The following is a 16,853-nucleotide window of genomic DNA, read 5'->3' as shown; positions in this document are numbered from 1 at the left end:
GAAAGCGGTCAGCGGAGAGCAGGTTCGCGAATCGACCACCGTCGGCTGCGTGAGCGTCGACTCGACGTGGCTGAGCCTCAGCAGCAGCCCCAAGAGCCGCAAGGCAGCGCGCGACCTTGCGGAGCTGAAATCGCCTTGGGCGCAGAAGTTGACGCGGGATCGACATGTCAACATCGTTGCGGGCCGTGCAACTCTTGCTGATCGCACCCCGCGTCTCTACGCGTACGTGCATAAGCTGGTTCCATCGGCGCCCGCGCGGCCGGACCAATTTCTCTTTGCACGCGGCGTGGCTCCAGACGAGCAAGTCACCGTGATCAGCGATGACGCTGGCGAATTCGGCAAGGCTGTGGACGGCAGCCAGCTCGCCAGGTGAAGGATCCTGGACTGGTTTCACATCGCGATGAAGTTCAAGGCTACCAGGAACTCGGTGTTAGGAAGCCAGACGATGGAGCCCCACGAGCGAATCGCTGTAGGGACAGAGATCGATCACGCCAAGTGGCTGGTTTGGCATGGAAAGCCGGCAATCGTGTAACCGCGCTTGGTCGAAAGCACGCATGACTCGCCCTGGGCGGCCCCCTTTCTGGCGCTTTTCATCAGAAACCGAGGTTCATCTGTTTCGTCGACTGCGGCACCGCGTCTGGTTCCATGCGTAGCCACCACTGATGCAGAAACTGCCACTCAGCCGTATTGCGCTGCTCATCGGGCAAAAGCCCGCGTACAGGAAGGTCACTGCGGAATATGGGCACCTCACCCTGACGCGAGGCAACGTCGTCAATCTCCGCTCCGCATACCGGGCAGGTGTAGTGGTTGAGCGCGCGGCCGAGCGTGTGACGCGTGGCCAGCAAGGCGCCGGACTTTTCTGGATAGCCGCGGTTGATGATGTGGACCAGCGCGTTAAGCCATGCTGGTCCGGGGTTGGCCTGATTTTTTGGATATGGCTTGATGGTCCATAGCAGCGAGCGGTGGCCTGGATAAGGCAGGGAGACGGCGAGCGATGTCGGCAGGAGCAACCTGTTGCTGCATGAGCACCGGGCGTAAGGCAGGGCGCGGATGACGACATCGACGCGGTTCAGGTCGAGCGCGGGACTCCAGACGAGGTTCTTCGAGAATGCCGCGGAGATGAACTTTTCCAGAGGTTCCCAGTGCCCCGGGTACGGCCGCAGGCAGACGTTGTACCGGTCGTGTGGCGGGCTGATCCGAACCTGCCAGTGGCCCTCTGGATCGCAACGGACCTGAAACGCCGGCACCTCTCGGCACACCTGGTAGCTATCCTGACCGACGAACCAGAGACCGCGTATGCCGGCGGCGCGGTACCGCTCCTGTCTGCGCGAGATCTCTCCCCATGAAAGGTTAGATAGCTGGGCCTCCATCGCTATGCGAACCGAGCCGCGCGTCGCGAGAACGTCCGCCTGCCAGCGCTCCAGCCCGTCGCCGCCCGCCACCTCGCATTCTGCAGCCCACCCTGCGTTACGCGCCGCCGTCATCGCGGCGAATTTGAGCTGGAGATGTGCCTCCGTTTCGCCTTCTGACCGGCAAGCCCCGTGGCCGCCCAAGTGATAAAAATGCTGAATTCCGCCCTTCGACACGCGCAGGCCCACCCTCGCCTCGCAGCACGCAAAATGCAGGTGCTGTCGCATCTCGTGCTCGAGGCGAAGGGTCTCGAAGTCCTCCCTCGACAACTCATAGGACAGGACTGGCTGGTCGTCGGCGTAGAGGCATTTCAGTGGCATTCTGTCTGCGCTGGCCTGAGAGCCCGGCAATGCTGGGGCTTTCCTCTACAGACTAGCACCGATCGGATGGTCTGGACCTTTGTCCGAGGCGGGCGGAAAGCGGTTTTTTCGGGAGCCTAGGCGTTCGCCGAAACGAGGGGATTGAAGTCGGTAGCCATGTGGCGTAAAATAAACTGCCACGTGGCGAAAAGGAGTATGTGAGATGGAATCGCAAGTCGAAACAGTCGAGGGCAACACGCCCTTCCGGAGATTGCTGGAAGCGTTGCAATCCCGGATCGATACGGCAATCGCCACTCCGTATACGCACGCGGCGGCCGAACTCGACGCGTTCGCGGTGTTAAAGGCGAGCGTGATCCGGAAGGTCGCAGACATGACACCGCTCCAGGCGCACGACATCGTGACCATTGGGCTTCCCGTGACGCTTGCCCGCGAGATGATCGACACGTACGAATTCGTCGGCCGCGACGCTGTGCTTCAGGCCATTGGCGTCAGCGAGCGCACGCTCCAGAGAGGTAAGGATAGCGACCGGCTGCTCGACAGCAATGCGACCGACCGCCTGATTCGTCTGGCCTCGATAACCGAGCGGGCGATCGACGTGCTGGGATCGAAAGAAGCCGCCGACCAGTGGCTCTCGGCGCCGGCGCTCGGACTTGACCAGCGTCGGCCGATCGATCTGCTACAAAGTTCTGAGGGCGCTGATCTCGTCAAAACCCTGCTCACGCGCATGGACTACGGGGTTTACGCTTGACGCCCCTGCCCGCCGCTCTCGGCGAAAATGGGCTCGTGGTGTGGCGGCTGGAACGGGAAAGGTATCTATCGACATGGCACACCGCCGAAGGCGCTTTTCAGGTCGGCGGCCGGTGGTCATCGGCCGGGCGGCGCGTGATCTATGCGTCTCTCGACCCCGCCACAACCATTCTGGAGGTGGCCGTCCACAAGGGATTCAACGTCCTCGACTCCGTTGCTCACCAGCTGCTGGCGGTGGAAATCGCGCAGGCGAAGATCCACGTCGCTCAGCCGGACGATATCGCCAACCCCAACTGGTTGCGGCCAGGCTCGATCAGCCCGAACCAGCAAAAGTTCGGTGACGAGTTGCTTGCATCACATCCGCTTGTCGCGGTGCCGAGCGTGGTCAGCACGCATTCGTGGAACCTGCTGATCGACGCGGCAGCGGCCGATGGACTTTTCTCGCTGAAGAGCCATGAGCGATTCGCACTGGATACGCGTCTCACGGTCATCAGGTAAGAGAGACGTTCATCATGCGTAGCCGCTCAGGTTGCCTTTGGGCATCGTCTTCGATGGCCTTGCGTGCGACAGCGGTGTCGGGGCCGGAGACAATCCGCGCCCGATAGATCGTCGAGCCCGCTTTAAGCGCACGGGTTGCAGCCGGAAACGGCTCAAATATCGACCTGCTTTTTGCCTCCAGCGCAGCGTCGAACAGAAACGAAAAGAAGTCTTTCGCGCTCTCGTTAAAGTAACGTCGATGGTGTTTGAACCCCTGCGCCTCCGCATGCCAGCGGTGCTCGGCGAAAAGCCGCTCGTCTTCGCGCGCATCAAAGGTTCTGCGCTTCTAGGAGTAGCACATCCCTTCGCCGAAGAAGGCGCTCTCCTCACCCGCGCAATTTGCGCGCAGATAGACGGCCAACTGATCGCCGATCGCGTCACTGTCGATCGTCAGCAGCTGTTGGAGTATCCGTGATAGCGTCAGCCCCGTCTGATAGTCGTAAAGCGTATCGTCAAAGTCTTCGAAGCGCTCACGAATGAAGTCTTTCGCGAGGCTCCCCAACGCGTACAACGGCGCTGCCCGCTCGACGTCGCGGTGACACACGGCGCAGATGTCCGCAACCCAGTTCGTTACCCTCGGCTGCAGCACATCGTCCTTGATGCAGTCATGGCACAGGTGAGGCAGTGTATCTCCCATTTTGGGTTCATTTGCAACTGAGCCTGCATTCAATCTCACCGCAAGTGACTTCGCGGCGATGTTCGGGGCCAACGAAACGATGGCCTAGCCTTCACACTTGGGCCTGTTCCGGTGCCAGTCGCTGAGCGCTTTTTCAACCCCACTCCACAGAACCTTAAAGTCGGCATGTTCGATCAACTGGTGTTCACGTACTGCTGAGATGTAGCCCTTGACCTCGGCAGCGCACGTTTCGGCCTGCAACTCGGCGTCGGCGGATGCGATATTGTCAATCCTGCACCGGGTAGCGTACAGGGTGTCCTTGGTTTGTTCAGATGTCGGCATGGTGTGGCTCCTTTCTCGGTTATGAAATGGGGTTCTTGCGCTCGCTGCAACCGCCCACAGTCCAAAAACGGCTTCGATCAAAGCTGGTATTGGACGTTGAACGATGGGCGCCGTTTTCGGTGTTTTCGGATGGCGTACGCAAACGTCCGAATCTTGAGGCCACCCCTAATGCGGTAAAGCCAAAAAAAAGCCGCCGCGCTTTGCGCGACGGCTCTATCAGCTGCCCTATTTCACTTAAACAGCTCGGCGTGGGTGCCACTTCGCACAAACACCACCTCGGTTTTGGAGATCCGGTAGATGAGCAGGAAATCACCGCCTACATGGCATTCACGGTGATCGGCCCATTCTCCCGTCAGAGGGTGGTCCTTGTACTCGGCCGGTAACGGTCCCTCGTTCCCGACCAGCAACAACATCACGTCTTTGAGACGCGTCATGTCGTATCGGCCAGAGTTCGAAGGTCGTTCCCAATCCTTGCCGAGCTGCTTGGTTTTGTCGCTGCTAAGGGGCAGCGTCGTGCGTTTGCTACTTGCGCTTTTTTTCAAGCTCATTAAACAACTCCGTTACGGAGCCGAAGCGCGCCTTCTGCATTTCCCTGGACTCGCGCAGTGCTTCAACCGTTGTCTCATTCGGCTGGCGAAGATCGAACGGCAAGCCCTTCTGCAGCACAACCTGGCGGAAAAAGAGCCGCGATGCTTCTGACATCGTGAGTCCATAGCCCGCCAGAATTTCCCTGGCTGCGTCCTTGAGTTCCGGTTCAATGCGGGTTCGCACATCGGCTGTCTTGGTATCAACAGGTATGGCGCCCATTTCACACATCTCCATCTGGGTCCGGGCATAAGTGCAAAGGCCAGCACTTCGCCTGTCCCAGGAACAGGTACAACAAACGAAGATAAAAACGATAAACAGCGAAATCCCGCGTGGGCCTTTAGTGGCATTCCGTATGCCTACGCTGTAGCTACATCGTTACCACATTACAAGCCAGATTCGCCGGGGACGCTTTCGCGTACGTGAAACACCCTGGATGCCATCGCACTACCCCCAAACATTGACGGCGACGCCGCCGTGTGGAGTGCGTACCGAGTCTGGTACCGCTGCCCAATCCCGGCCAGAGGGAACGTCATAAAAATGCACACGCATGCGAAAAAAACCCACCTCATTCGCCATCCGCCTCGGTCCGCTCCGCCGGCGTTATCGCTGTTCGCGGCCCGAGCCTCGCCTTCAGGATCGAGCGGCGGTTTGGTCGCGCCCTGGTGCTTGTTGTCAAGTCCACGCACACAGAGGTAGACGCCGGCGGTGAGCAGGGCAAAGAAGAATGCCGGGCCGTGTATGTCGCCGGTCGCGACGTTTTGCGCGGCGTACAGTCCGGCCACGGCCTCGCTACACCCGTAGACGCATCGCGCCTTGAGCCGGAACAGGAACAGCACCACGCTGGCAACGAGCGTCACACCGAGGACGACCGATAGTCGCCAGGCGGGCGCGATGTCCGGGCGCGTCGCCCAGTCATAGAAACGGCCAGCGAACATCAGCGGGCCAATAAAGGCGGCGATGTAGCCGTACCCGACCCAGCCTCAGGACCCAATCGTGGAAATCGCGCCGTGAGCCAGGGGCTTGCCTGCGCTTGAACGCTTCAAGAATGGTCGTCACGGCGGGAAGCAATAGTCCAAAGCCGGCGGCAAAGGAGAAATCCAGCAGTAAGTCCGCTGTCGGGTGATACCCCGTCGACATCGCGTACCAGCCGAAGACCACCATCATGCAAGCCTGCCAAACGGCCAGTCTCACCAGCAGCGTTGCCCATGCGGGAGGCAACCTGAAAGACCGGATTTTCATGAGGTTCAGCTCCCGATGCGCGCCCGGGCCGAGAGGCCGGTATTCCGCCCCCCACGATACGAAAGAACCCCTCGCAGTTCAATGGAATGCCGCTGGCTGGCCGGGCTCACGCGGCGACCCGCTTCCAAAAACCGCCCTCTTTCGTCCCGGCCCAAAATCGCCACATCTGATAACTGGAGTAATCAGATGTGGCGATGTTGGCGAGAGTGCCGTGCGTGCGTCACGCGGCACCATCTGCACGCTGATCTGCATCGCAGCCTCCCGCTCAACCGTCGCCTGGGCGATCAGCTTACCGCGCAAGCGTCTGCAGCCGCTCATTCGCCGCACACCGGTCGAAACACCAATCCAGCCAGATCAGCCATTCATCGACCTCAACGCGTAGATCGTTCACCTCGATCTGGCTTCCGCGTAAAGTCTCGATCCACTCGAGAAACTCGTGCTCACTATGAACTTCCAGAGCGTTCATATATCTCTCGGGACCTCCGGCGTCTTCTGGCGGGCAACGCCCGGCACCCGCGACACAGCGGGTAGTGGCGTTGACCGGTGGTTGCACGTTCGCCGCTCGACGCGCACGTCATGTAACCACCACGAGGTGAAGTCGTACAGATAGGTGAAGCGCTCATGTTCGTGCAGGCTAAACGCAGCCAAGGACAGGGTGTCTGGGCTGTCGAAGAACTGCAACGCACCGTCGCGATGTCCACCGTAATGCCATCCGCGGATGACGAAGCGGTGCAGGTGTTCGTCGTGCCAGCCCATGGCGAGCTGCATCACATGATGCAGCTGCGCAATCGTGATCTGCTCGGGAATTAGGAGTCGCCGCCAGACCGGCGGGCTAACGCCTCGCAGACTGATTCGCAGCTGGAGAACGGAAGTGGCTTCGGAAGAGTCGGAGTCCATCGACCCAATATAAACACCTTCTTCGGTTATTTTTTCGGGGCCGATTCAAGCCCCCGCTTTGGCGCGGTCTCCTTATTGCTTGATACCTTCAGCCTGGATGTGCAGCACCGTTTGCATCTTGAAGCCGTAAGTCTTGCCCAAGTCCACCCCGAAGTCCGACCGGTCGAAAGTCGCCGTCGATTCCGTGCCGCACACTTCGCGCTTGAGCATCGGGTTCTGGAAGCACTTGAACGACACGATTTTCAGATTCAGCGGCTTCGTCACGCCGTGCATCGTCAACTGGCCGATGACTTCTACCGGAACGTCACCCTCGAACTTCATCGACGCGCCCTTATAGACAGCAGTCGGGAATTGAGTGGTATCAAAGAATTTCGGGCTCTTCAACGCCTTATCCAGCGTATCGTTGCCGATATCCACCGACGTCATGTCGATAGTCGCTTCCAGCGTGCCGGTCTTGGCCTCGCGGTCGATCGTCACCGTGCCGCTGCTCTTGTTGAACTTGCCGCGCCAGACCGAGACACCGTCAAAGTGATCGGCTTCAAAGCTTGGGTACGTGTGCGTGGAGTCCAGCTGATACGTGGTTTCCGCTGCCGTTGTGCCGAACGATGTACCTGCTGCCAGAGTGGCAATCGCTGTCGTCAAAAGTTGCTTTTTCATTGTGATTCTCCTGGGTGGTCTGAGTGGTTTTGCTGCTTATTTTTTGGCTTCAACAATGTGAAACTTGACTAGCACTTCGTCGGCGACGACTGACGTGTCTTTCCATTCGCCTAAGCCGATGTCGAACTGGCTACGCTTGATCGGCAAGGTACCGTCGAAGGTTAGCGTTGCACCCAGCTGCGTTACGGTAACTGGCACCGTAACGTTCTCCGACTTGCCCTTGATGGTCAGCTTGCCGCTGACCTTGAACTGGTTGCCGCCGGCCGGTGCAATGGCGCTTGAGACGAGTGTGGCGTTGGGAAACTGCGCCGAGTCGAACCAGTCTTTGCCGCGCACCTGCTGGTCGTAGCTTTCGTCGCCGAGGTCGTAGCTGGCGGTGTCGATAGTCAGTTGGGCGCTGCCCGCCGTCGGCTTGGTCGGATCGAAGATGAGCTGCGCCGTGAACTTCTTGAAGGTCCCGTCCACGGGTACGTTCATCTGCTTCGAGGTGGTGGTCACAGTGCTTTTCGACGCATCCACCTGCGCATGCGCAACGCCCGGGAAGAGTGACGTGGCAGCCGTAGCGGCTAATATCAGTTGACGGAATCTGGGTTTCATATCTGCTTTGAGCCTCTTGCTACCTTAGAAAAGGGATCATGCGGGTGAGCACGCCATCACGATCGATGAAGTGATGCTTCAACGCCGCCAGCGTGTGAACAGCCACCAGAGCGAGCAACGTGTAGTTCAACCAGATGTGGACGGTTTTCAGCACGACCTTCAGCGCAGCGTCCGGCCCGATCAGCGTCGGCAGAGGCACGATGCCGAGATAGACCACCTGGATGCCGGCTGCCGAACTGTACAGATAGCCCGAGGCCGGAATCACGAACATCAGCACGTAAAGGATCACGTGCGCGGCTTGCGCTGCGAGCTTCTGCAGCGGCGCCATGCCCGACGGCATTTCCGGAGCTCGATGCGTCAGGCGCCAGGCAAGCCGAATCGCCGCGAGCGCGAACACGGTCACGCCGATCCACTTGTGCCACGAAAAGTACTTGAGCTTGGTGGGTGTGAAACCGGGGATGTCGGTCATGATCCAGCCGAGATAAAAGCCAGCCATGATCAGCAACGCGATCAGCCAGTGAAGGCTCATCGCGGTCGTGCTATATCTTTGACTGGACCGCCTTTGACCAACTGCGAGGCGTCGATGCTGCCCGCCAGGAAATCCTTCATGTTGCACAAATTTGCACTTGCCGGTTCCCGACCGGCTATGCTGCCTATAAATCATGATCGAATAAGGACTACGAAATTAGTCATAATATAAAATGGCTATGCTGAATCCTGTTTGGATAACTCGCCGTTTCACGCCTACTCAGCCTACGGTTGCCGACCTAAGCGGGGAAAGGGCCGGAAGAACTTCAATACGCAGATAGCCAGAGGGCCCAGGGCCACCTCCTCGGCGAAAGACCCCGGTCTACCGTGCAGCCACATCGAGCGGCCGCGGGTCATTTAGAACAGGTGGCGAATACCCACCAGTGCACCGGTTTGGTTCACGCCTGGCAATGGCGTCGAAGTGGGCGGGGGCACGCCGCCGTCAATCGAGAAACTCGCGTTGCGCTGGTTGAACACGTGCCCTGCAGTGACGTACACCGCAGTGGCCTTGGACAAGAAGTACATAGCGCGCGCTGCGATCACAGAGCCCCCCGCGTCCTTGTTGCTCACGGTGATGCGGCCGAACTGCGCGTCAAGGGCAATATCTGGAAGGGGCAAATAAGATCCACCAATCCACCAGTAGTTGCTGGTCGCATCGAAAATAGTCGGCGTCTGCTCTCCGTGATTGATTCGGTGTTGGAATCCCGCGCCGAAAGTCGCGTTGTCAAACTTCACGTAGCCATCGATGAGGGCGCGTGTATCGGTTTGCGAGCTAAGTGGCAGGGGCGAGCCAGTGCCGCCTCCACCGTAATTGCGATCGATAGCCGCCGCCACGCCCCATTTCCCGGCATCATATTTCAGCATGGCAGACATTGACTTGCAGGCCCGCCAGTTGGTCGGCGATTGGCCAGCGCACCCTCCGGCCGGCGCACTACCCACCGCGTCACGTCCGAAAGAATAAGTCGCAGCCGCGGTCAGTCCCGACGACGTGAAGGTATAGGTGATCGCATTATCAACTCGCGGCTGGGTCAAGTAGGGGTCCAGATCGGCGGCCGCATAGATATTCGGAGCCAGCGTGTCGCCCGTTAGTACCGCCCAAAAGATTTGCGAATATTGGCGCCCAAGGGTCACCTTCCCCCACTGCCCCGAAAGCCCGACATAGGCCTGCCTCCCAAACAGACGGCCCCCTTGATTCAGCGAACCCTGTGCTGGAGCAAAGCCCGATTCCAATACAAAAACCGCGTTCAGCCCACCACCCAGATCCTCGTTGCCACGGAGACCCCACAGTGACGGTAGAGAGGCCGTGAGAGACGGAATGTGCACCGAGCTGGATTTCTGAGGACCGATGTTCGTCACATATTCAACGCCGGCATCGATGACCCCATAGAGGGTGACAGAGCTCTGCGCATGCGATACGCCCGACGCACATGCCGCAAGCGCTGCGAATGTCCACCAAAATAGCCGGTGCCATGAATGCTCACCTCTGGCCCGATTCAACCGTGCAGTCATTTTATTCGTCTCCAATGTTGTCGAAATCTCAAGGCGACGGCACACCTGCGCCGTCGCGCGTCGAGCCTGCAGCGTGTATGGCTGACCGAATATCGATTCGATTCAGCCGGCTCGGTCAGCGGCTGTTGATCGAACCCGATGCGCGGTTTGTGTTGCTATGCCCTGTCACCTTAGCGGCGAGATCATCGACGGCTTGCGGGGGCCGGTCGCCGCGCCACGCGACATGCATGTCGGGCCGGACGAGAACGAGGTCGCGCTCATAGACGGCGTGGAGCCTGGAATCCGCGACCACGAGCACATCGAGCGGTGCGCCGAGCGCTTCGAATGCGGCGAGAAGGGGGCCCGCATCATGCCCACCCGCGACGTCGATCAACGTGTAGCGCTCCGGCCGCAGCCGGTCCTGGATGGCGCTTCCGTCGGCGAGCCACATATGGGGAAGCCGCACGCCCGGCCACGTAGTAGGAAGATAGGCACGCAGATCGTGCTGCGGCCCTCCCGGTACATTGTCGATAACGGGGGAATCCGCATAGCGATAGCCCAGTTCTGCGCCGATCATCTCGTTCGATTTGCGCTGCTGCACGTTCGCTACTTCGGCCAAGTGGGCGCGAGCAGTCGACCCTGCGGGCGTATCGTCTCCGATCTCCGGGCGCACTTCAGCCAACCAGGCGCGGTATCCAAGCGACGCGTAGCGCGATGCGCCAACCACCCGCTCGCCAATCTGGCGCCGCTCGGCTTCATAGGAAGCCAGCAATCCCGGGCCTCCCCACCCTTGCAGCGTGGCGGCCAACTTCCAGGAAAGATCGGTGGCATCGCCAACGCCGGTGTTCATGCCGAGACCACCCGTAGGAATCACGAGGTGCACCGCATCGCCTGCGAGAAACACCCGTCCCTCTCCATAGCGTTCGGCCAGCAGCAGATTCTGTCGCCATTCCCCGCAATACAGCATCTCGTAGGGCAACCCAACGCCGATGATCCGCTCGAACATCCGTCGCATTTCGTCATCGCTGTCAACGGCGGAATGGACCGTCCAGTGCCGCGTCGAGTCCTGCATGATCATGAAAGTAGGAGGTCCGCCGGCCACCAGATAGTGCCGACCACGGCTCGGCCCGTTGCCTATCGGCAGCCGCTTGTAGAGTTGCTCGCAGTAGAAAAGGCCCTGCCTCAGCCGCGCAATGTCACCCTCGCCCTCCAGGCGGATGTCCAGTTGCTTACGCACACGGCTCGCGCCACCGTCGCAGCCCACGAGATAAGCGGCCTTCAATGTTCTTCTCACACCGTAGGCGTCATTGACCGCCACCAGGAGGCTATCGTCCTGTTCGGTGAACTCCACAAACGTAGTGCTTCGCATCACCGTGATCGCCGGCGATTGTTCGGCTACCTCAAGAAGAAGCGGCTCCAGTGTGTATTGGGAGATGAGCTGATACGGTTCGAGTGGCAGGCTGCCGTCGTGGCTCTCACGCGTGAGTGCGCGAGCCTCCGCCACCGATGGATAGGACAAGCGCAGGATTGGCGGCTCCGCCATGGACCGTATGATCTGGATGTCCATAGGGACGTCCTTGGGCATGCCGGCGGCGCGGATACGGTCCGCGATTCCAAGCCGCCGAAAGATCTCCATGGTCCGCGCGTTGCAACGTTCCATTTTCGGCAGAAACTGGGGCTCGGCCTTTTGCTCGACAAGTACGCACGCAATGCCGCGTCTACCAAGGTCGATCGCAAGTGTCAGTCCTACCGGTCCGGCTCCAACAATGATGACTTGAGTTTCCAAATCTGATCTCCGTTTTCCATCCCCTGTCTTCCAGACCCAGCTTTGGGGCTGTGTCACAACTTCATTTCGCCATCACTCGTTTCTTCACGACGCCAGTCGCCCTCCAGCCTGAAAAATCGCGCGGTATAGCCGCCTGATCTAAATCGGTACCTTCGATCATTGGCACCATTTGTTCTCCGATGAGCCCAGTGCAGAAGCCGTTACTACAGTCATCATTTTTATTAGTAATGCCAATAAATATAATTGAAGTGCGAACTATGAACCTTCCATATCCGGCTAACCCCAGGCTCGATCGATCCGATTCATCCCTAACGCATGGTCAAGTAATACAAGTATCAGAAACGATCCGGATTCGGACGCGCCTGGTCGCGGCGAAACAACGCGTGTTAGACCGCTGCAGTTTGATCAGTTGTCGACCCAGTCCAGCCGTTGCCGCTGAGTGTCGATCAGACTCGACTTCAACATTTTCCGACGTGGGAAGCTGCACGGCCTTTCAATTATTCAATAGTCAGTCGTTTGCGAAGTGCTCTTTTAGGTGCGATTTTGTTTCCCATCAGTTTGCTCCGGTTCAGCGCATGAGGCTTTGCTTCGCTCAAGAAGGGGCAAGCTATCCGAAGTCGCCTGGATAGACGTTGTTTGATTATTCAAGTACACTCCCGGTGGAGTATAATTGATTTTTCAAGCATACCTACCCATGTAAACCCTCAACGCGCCGATCACCATGAAGACACGCAAGCGACCGGAAGAACTCGAACAGGCGATTCCCTTCCTGTTGACACGAGCCGGAGGCCGAATGGGAAACGCATTCGCGAAGGCACTGAAACCGTTTGGGCTGAACCTCAGTGAGTGGCGAGTCTGTGCCTCGCTGCTGTACGTTCCGCACCAGACCTTGTCTGAATTGTCGGTGCATGCGACGTCGGATATTTCCGCGCTGTCCAGGATCATTGACCGTCTTGAGAGTCAGGAGTTGGTTAAGCGCGAGAAGAGCACGACGGATGGACGGTCAATCAGGATTGCCCTGACAGGCAAGGGGGACGAACTGGCGCTGCGCATAGTCCCGGTCGCGAAGCAACATGAGTCGGTGATCCTTACCGGTTTCGCGGCAAGCGACGTTCAGGTGCTTCGCACTATGCTGCTTAAGTTGTACGAGAACGCTGGCGCGCTTGACGACCTCGCTTGACTCGATACGCTCCCGAATAAAGGAAGCGGCTCGTGGAGACGGACGTATCCTGGTCCGTAATCAGCGAGCCCGGCTTCTCTGGGTGGTTGGTGTGATGGAGATATTTTTTGGGACTGCGCTCCAGCGATTCTCCAGGTCCAGTTTCCTGACATGCTCGCTCAACGCATCGGCAAATACCCGAATCTTCGCAGGCTGGTTCCGCCGACTCTGGTATGCGAGGTTGATCGTCAGCGGCGGTAGCTCCCAGTCACCCAACAGCGGAATCAGCCGGCCGGCGACGATATCGTCGTGCACGATGTAGAGCGGCTGAACCACGATTCCTAATCCGGCCCGGCCCGCTGCGCAGATCACCTGCCCTTCGTTCGACTCCAACACCGCGCTGATTGGAATGTTGCGCCGTTCTCGGCCCCGCTTGAATTGCAGCAGATAGGGGTTCACCGCGTAGCTATAAACGAGCACATTCTGATTTGCGATGTCTTCGGGCGTCTCCGGTGCACCATGCTGCGCGAGATACGCCGGCGACGCGGCCAGCACGCGGCGTGTGTGCGCCAGCCGCCGGACGGTGATGCCCGAATCCCCTTCATGTTCGCGTGTGCGAATCGCGCAATCGATGCCTTCTTCAATGAAATTCGGGTAACGGTTCGCAGCAGTAATTTGCACGGATAGATCAGGATAGCGTTGCCTGAATTCCGGCAGCCACGGTGTAATATGCAGGACTGCGAAAGATGCCGAACTGGTCACCCGCAACACGCCCCTTGGGCGCAATGCCATGTCGCTGACCGCGGCATCCGCTTCCGTGATGTCCGCCAAGATTGACGCGCACCGCCTCTGATACTCGCGGCCTGCATCGGTGAGCCATAGTCGGCGAGTGGTCCGCTCGACCAGACGTGCTCCTAACCGGTCTTCGAGCGCGCTCAACATGCGACTCGCCGATGCATTTGAAATGCTCAGGCGTTCGGCGGCCTTGGACAGACTGCCGAGCTCGGCAGTCAACGCAAAAAACTCCATCTGCATGTATCGATCCATGCGACGATTCTTCCGCTCAAAGAAAATATGTTTTCACTATAGCGCATATGTTCCCTTGGCGAACACCGCTAGAGTGCTGACATGGCCGCTCCCACGGGGGTAAAGTCAGCAAACAGGAACTCGGAGAGAGGCGATGCGCAACATCAGCGAAGACACCATTACCCAGGCAGTGCTTGCAGCAATGTCTGCCTGTAACAATGACAGGCTGCGCACTGTAATGACTAGCCTCGTCCAACATTTACATTCGTTTGCACGAGAGGTCAAGCTGACCGAGAGCGAGTGGTTGTACGCGATCAACTTCCTCACTGAAGTCGGCCATATCACTGACGACAGACGACAGGAGTTCATACTCCTGTCGGATACGCTCGGGCTATCGATGCTGACCACGACGCAGAACAACCGTAAGCCGTCCGAATGCACGGAGGCAACGGTGCTGGGTCCGTTTTTTGTCGAAGGGTCACCCGACTACCAGAACGGCGAAGACGTGTCCAACGGCGCGGCAGGTCTACCGTGCTTTGTCAGTGGCCATGTTCGCGGTCTTCATGGCGAGCCATTGCCAGGCGCGACGATTGAGATCTGGCAATCGGACGAAGACGGCTACTACGACGTACAGTATGCCAACTTGCAGCAAGTTGAAGTGGAACATCGGGCACGCGGGCGCTTGCGCACGCTTCCTGACGGACGCTTTCACTTTCGGTCGATCCTCCCAGAGGCATATCCGATCCCGCATGACGGTCCGGTGGGCCTGATGCTCGATGCGCTCGGACGACATCCCTGGCGCCCGGCTCACCTGCATTTCTGGATCAATGCGGCCGGGTACGAGCCCTTGATCACGCATGTTTTCCGCAACGGAGACAAGTACCTCGACTCGGATGCCGTCTTCGGCGTGCGCTCAACCTTGGTGGCGGACTGGATCGAGCACCCACCGGGCGTGGCACCGAATGGTACGCCGATGGATACGTCGTTTTATACGCTCGACTATGACTTCGTCCTCAATCCTGCCGGGCATACGCCATGATCCGGCACGTCAAAATTTGCGCTTGAGCCTAAGACGCCAACCTTGACTGGGGACCAGCGGCGCCTCCCTCAAGCGCAAATTTCCAGCAAAAACCGAGAGAGATTTAACTTCGCGGCGCTTTCGATTGCAACTTTCGCTTGGTCAATAGTCTTGATCAAGCCACCCAATGAGCGTTTTGCTCGATCAACCCGTCTTTGAGGTCCACCGTGCCCACATCTGACTTTGTCTATAACGGTCGTGCCACGCGTGTCGTGTTTGGTAGTGGATCACGCGTCCATCTTAAACGCGAATTGCTGGCGCTAGGCGCGCAGCGCGCGTTGGTTCTTTGCAGCGCGGAACAGCATGCGCTCGGTGCATCGGTCGCCGAGCAACTGGGGAGCCGCTCCGCGGGCCTGTTTGATCGCGCTGCCATGCACGTACCGGTCGAGCTGGCGGTCGAAGCACGAACGGTCGCTGTTTCGTTGGGCGCCGACTGCGTAATCGCCGTCGGCGGCGGATCGGCGATCGGCCTTGCCAAGGCGATCGCACTTGAGTCGAGCCTGCCCATTCTCGCCGTGCCCACCACCTACGCGGGAAGTGAAATGACACCCATATTCGGGCTGACCGAAGCGGGCCTGAAACGGACTGGAACCGATATTCGGGTCCTGCCCAAGACGATAATCTATGATCCGGACCTGACTCTGACGCTGCCTGTCGGCATGTCGGTCACAAGCGGTATCAACGCCATTGCGCACGCCGCAGAAGGCTTATATTCACGCGACGCCAATCCGCTCACGAGCCTGATGGCGGACGAGGGCATCACGGCGCTCGCGCGCAGCCTACCCAACATCGTCAAAAATCCGAACGACCTGTCTGCGCGCGCCGATGCGCTATACGGATCCTGGCTTTGCGGTGCCATACTCGGAAGCGTCGGCATGGCGCTGCATCACAAGCTTTGCCATACGCTTGGCGGTAGTTTCGATCTGCCGCACGCACCGACCCATACCATCGTGCTGCCGCACGCACTGGCGTACAACGCCGAGGCCGCACCTGATGCGATGAAACGCATCGCGAAGGCAATAGGACACGAGAGCGCTGCGCAAGGTCTATTCGAATTCGCGCGTGAAAACGGCGCGCCCATTGCGTTGAACGAAATCGGCATGCGCGAAGACCAGTTGGACGAAGCCGCCGACCTCTCGTGCAGCAATGCGTACTGGAATCCCCGACCGCTGGAACGCGGCGCGATTCGTGCGTTGCTGCAACGCGCATTCGAAGGGAGTGTGCCGAAGCCGTGAAATCGGCGCGCCTGCGCACTTCCCATCTATGTCGCCAAAGGTGGCGTCATTTAATACATCGTTCGCACTGCCACTGATATCGGAAAATCGTGCGATTCATTGGGACTGGCAAATTGCATGGCGTCCGGCCAATTCCCCCGCCCGTCAGGCTCTCCCAGAAATTGTTCCGCCCACGAAATCCTCGTCGATCGCGTGCAGGCAAGCCTCCTGCTCCGCATTCCGGCAGAGATCGTGAATGACCTCCATCGTTCGCTAGTTCATGATAAGCGCCCGAGGGTGTCGGCCGGCCATCGCTACGCGTTGACGTTGACGTTGACGGCCATACTCTCCACACCGAAGGTCGAGAGCAACGCCGCACAGCCGGAGCTCGCGGGTCCCGTCCCTAGGATGAGCAATCTGCAGCAATTCTGGCATGCCGAATCTCATAATACCAAAGCCTCGTCATTCGGTGACGTACATATTTTTGATTCGGATACCTACAATTTTAAATACAGAATTATATGATTTAATGATTTATCCAGCTATCACTGACCTGTCATGCGGTCTTTTTCTCGCTCAAATTCAGAACCCGAATCATCTCCTCGCGCATCACAAACTTCTGCA

At 58.8% G+C, this 16,853-nt stretch carries 20 protein-coding genes and 1 pseudogene; 6 read left to right on the top strand and 15 right to left on the bottom strand.

Annotation, left to right across the window (positions count from 1 at the left end; translation table 11 throughout):
• The first annotated feature begins 49 nt into the window (after nucleotides 1-49).
• Nucleotides 50-373 carry a hypothetical protein gene (locus tag M0D69_RS30365; RefSeq protein WP_301785552.1) on the top strand — a complete coding sequence of 108 codons (324 nt, stop codon included), beginning with the start codon at nucleotides 50-52 and terminating at the stop codon, nucleotides 371-373.
• A 220-nt stretch (nucleotides 374-593) separates the two neighbouring features.
• Here the strand turns inward: M0D69_RS30365 and M0D69_RS30360 are convergent, their stop codons facing one another.
• The gene (locus tag M0D69_RS30360; RefSeq protein WP_301785551.1) at nucleotides 594-1,730 is read right to left on the bottom strand and encodes a competence protein CoiA family protein; all 1,137 of its coding nucleotides are present in this window, start codon (nucleotides 1,728-1,730) and stop codon (nucleotides 594-596) included.
• 202 nt (nucleotides 1,731-1,932) lie between these two features.
• On the opposite strand from M0D69_RS30360, the gene M0D69_RS30355 reads away from it, so the two are divergent.
• Nucleotides 1,933-2,478 carry an antitoxin Xre/MbcA/ParS toxin-binding domain-containing protein gene (locus M0D69_RS30355; RefSeq protein ID WP_301785550.1) on the top strand — a complete coding sequence of 182 codons (546 nt, stop codon included), beginning with the start codon at nucleotides 1,933-1,935 and terminating at the stop codon, nucleotides 2,476-2,478.
• Nucleotides 2,475-2,975: an RES family NAD+ phosphorylase gene (locus M0D69_RS30350; RefSeq protein WP_301785549.1), complete on the top strand. Its 501-nt coding sequence runs from the start codon at nucleotides 2,475-2,477 to the stop codon at nucleotides 2,973-2,975. The genes M0D69_RS30355 and M0D69_RS30350 overlap by 4 nt, the downstream gene beginning before the upstream one ends.
• Nucleotides 2,976-3,300: 325 nt before the next feature.
• On the opposite strand, the gene M0D69_RS30345 is transcribed toward M0D69_RS30350, so the two are convergent.
• The 13 genes and pseudogenes from M0D69_RS30345 to M0D69_RS30285 all read right to left on the bottom strand — a co-directional run bounded on the left by M0D69_RS30345 (nucleotide 3,301) and on the right by M0D69_RS30285 (nucleotide 11,752).
• Nucleotides 3,301-3,651 carry a hypothetical protein gene (locus tag M0D69_RS30345; RefSeq protein WP_301785548.1) on the bottom strand — a complete coding sequence of 117 codons (351 nt, stop codon included), beginning with the start codon at nucleotides 3,649-3,651 and terminating at the stop codon, nucleotides 3,301-3,303.
• An 84-nt stretch (nucleotides 3,652-3,735) separates the two neighbouring features.
• Entirely contained in the window at nucleotides 3,736-3,972 is a 237-nt protein-coding gene (locus M0D69_RS30340) for a hypothetical protein (protein ID WP_301785547.1), read from the bottom strand.
• 230 nt (nucleotides 3,973-4,202) lie between these two features.
• Complete coding sequence (locus tag M0D69_RS30335) at nucleotides 4,203-4,520, bottom strand: type II toxin-antitoxin system YafQ family toxin (RefSeq protein ID WP_301785546.1); 318 nt, start codon at nucleotides 4,518-4,520, stop codon at nucleotides 4,203-4,205.
• The gene (locus tag M0D69_RS30330; protein ID WP_301785545.1) at nucleotides 4,495-4,779 is read right to left on the bottom strand and encodes a type II toxin-antitoxin system RelB/DinJ family antitoxin; all 285 of its coding nucleotides are present in this window, start codon (nucleotides 4,777-4,779) and stop codon (nucleotides 4,495-4,497) included. The genes M0D69_RS30335 and M0D69_RS30330 overlap by 26 nt, the downstream gene beginning before the upstream one ends.
• A gap of 164 nt (nucleotides 4,780-4,943) precedes the next feature.
• Nucleotides 4,944-5,495 carry a hypothetical protein gene (locus M0D69_RS30325; protein WP_301785544.1) on the bottom strand — a complete coding sequence of 184 codons (552 nt, stop codon included), beginning with the start codon at nucleotides 5,493-5,495 and terminating at the stop codon, nucleotides 4,944-4,946.
• Nucleotides 5,473-5,799, bottom strand: a complete 327-nt coding sequence (locus M0D69_RS30320; RefSeq protein ID WP_301785543.1) for a hypothetical protein — start codon at nucleotides 5,797-5,799, stop codon at nucleotides 5,473-5,475. Before M0D69_RS30320 ends, M0D69_RS30325 begins: the two co-directional genes overlap by 23 nt.
• Before the next feature lie 289 nt (nucleotides 5,800-6,088).
• Complete coding sequence (locus M0D69_RS30315; protein ID WP_301785542.1) at nucleotides 6,089-6,265, bottom strand: hypothetical protein; 177 nt, start codon at nucleotides 6,263-6,265, stop codon at nucleotides 6,089-6,091.
• Nucleotides 6,266-6,292: 27 nt separating this feature from the next.
• Nucleotides 6,293-6,696: pseudogene (locus tag M0D69_RS43890) on the bottom strand (plasmid pRiA4b ORF-3 family protein); the annotation flags it as partial.
• A 72-nt stretch (nucleotides 6,697-6,768) separates the two neighbouring features.
• The gene (locus M0D69_RS30305) at nucleotides 6,769-7,353 is read right to left on the bottom strand and encodes a YceI family protein (protein ID WP_301785540.1); all 585 of its coding nucleotides are present in this window, start codon (nucleotides 7,351-7,353) and stop codon (nucleotides 6,769-6,771) included.
• A gap of 36 nt (nucleotides 7,354-7,389) precedes the next feature.
• Nucleotides 7,390-7,950 carry a YceI family protein gene (locus tag M0D69_RS30300; protein WP_301785539.1) on the bottom strand — a complete coding sequence of 187 codons (561 nt, stop codon included), beginning with the start codon at nucleotides 7,948-7,950 and terminating at the stop codon, nucleotides 7,390-7,392.
• A 19-nt stretch (nucleotides 7,951-7,969) separates the two neighbouring features.
• Nucleotides 7,970-8,566, bottom strand: coding sequence for a cytochrome b (locus M0D69_RS30295; protein WP_301785538.1), 597 nt, complete (start codon nucleotides 8,564-8,566; stop codon nucleotides 7,970-7,972).
• Between the two features lie 269 nt (nucleotides 8,567-8,835).
• Nucleotides 8,836-9,987 (bottom strand): porin, encoded by a 1,152-nt coding sequence (locus tag M0D69_RS30290; protein ID WP_301785537.1) that lies wholly within the window; start codon nucleotides 9,985-9,987, stop codon nucleotides 8,836-8,838.
• A 115-nt stretch (nucleotides 9,988-10,102) separates the two neighbouring features.
• Nucleotides 10,103-11,752, bottom strand: coding sequence for an FAD-dependent monooxygenase (locus tag M0D69_RS30285; RefSeq protein WP_301785536.1), 1,650 nt, complete (start codon nucleotides 11,750-11,752; stop codon nucleotides 10,103-10,105).
• 793 nt (nucleotides 11,753-12,545) lie between these two features.
• On the opposite strand from M0D69_RS30285, the gene M0D69_RS30280 reads away from it, so the two are divergent.
• Nucleotides 12,546-12,932, top strand: coding sequence for a MarR family winged helix-turn-helix transcriptional regulator (locus M0D69_RS30280; protein WP_367619775.1), 387 nt, complete (start codon nucleotides 12,546-12,548; stop codon nucleotides 12,930-12,932).
• Nucleotides 12,933-12,992: 60 nt separating this feature from the next.
• On the opposite strand, the gene M0D69_RS30275 is transcribed toward M0D69_RS30280, so the two are convergent.
• Nucleotides 12,993-13,958 carry a LysR family transcriptional regulator gene (locus M0D69_RS30275; protein ID WP_301785534.1) on the bottom strand — a complete coding sequence of 322 codons (966 nt, stop codon included), beginning with the start codon at nucleotides 13,956-13,958 and terminating at the stop codon, nucleotides 12,993-12,995.
• 133 nt (nucleotides 13,959-14,091) lie between these two features.
• On the opposite strand from M0D69_RS30275, the gene M0D69_RS30270 reads away from it, so the two are divergent.
• Nucleotides 14,092-14,976: an intradiol ring-cleavage dioxygenase gene (locus M0D69_RS30270; RefSeq protein ID WP_301785533.1), complete on the top strand. Its 885-nt coding sequence runs from the start codon at nucleotides 14,092-14,094 to the stop codon at nucleotides 14,974-14,976.
• 206 nt (nucleotides 14,977-15,182) lie between these two features.
• Entirely contained in the window at nucleotides 15,183-16,250 is a 1,068-nt protein-coding gene (locus M0D69_RS30265) for a maleylacetate reductase (RefSeq protein ID WP_301785532.1), read from the top strand.
• The last annotated feature ends 603 nt before the right edge of the window (nucleotides 16,251-16,853 follow it).

The organism is Caballeronia sp. SEWSISQ10-4 2 (genome assembly GCF_030464885.1).
In the GTDB taxonomy this organism is placed as follows: domain Bacteria; phylum Pseudomonadota; class Gammaproteobacteria; order Burkholderiales; family Burkholderiaceae; genus Caballeronia.
This window is presented reverse-complemented; position numbering and strand designations above follow the sequence as displayed.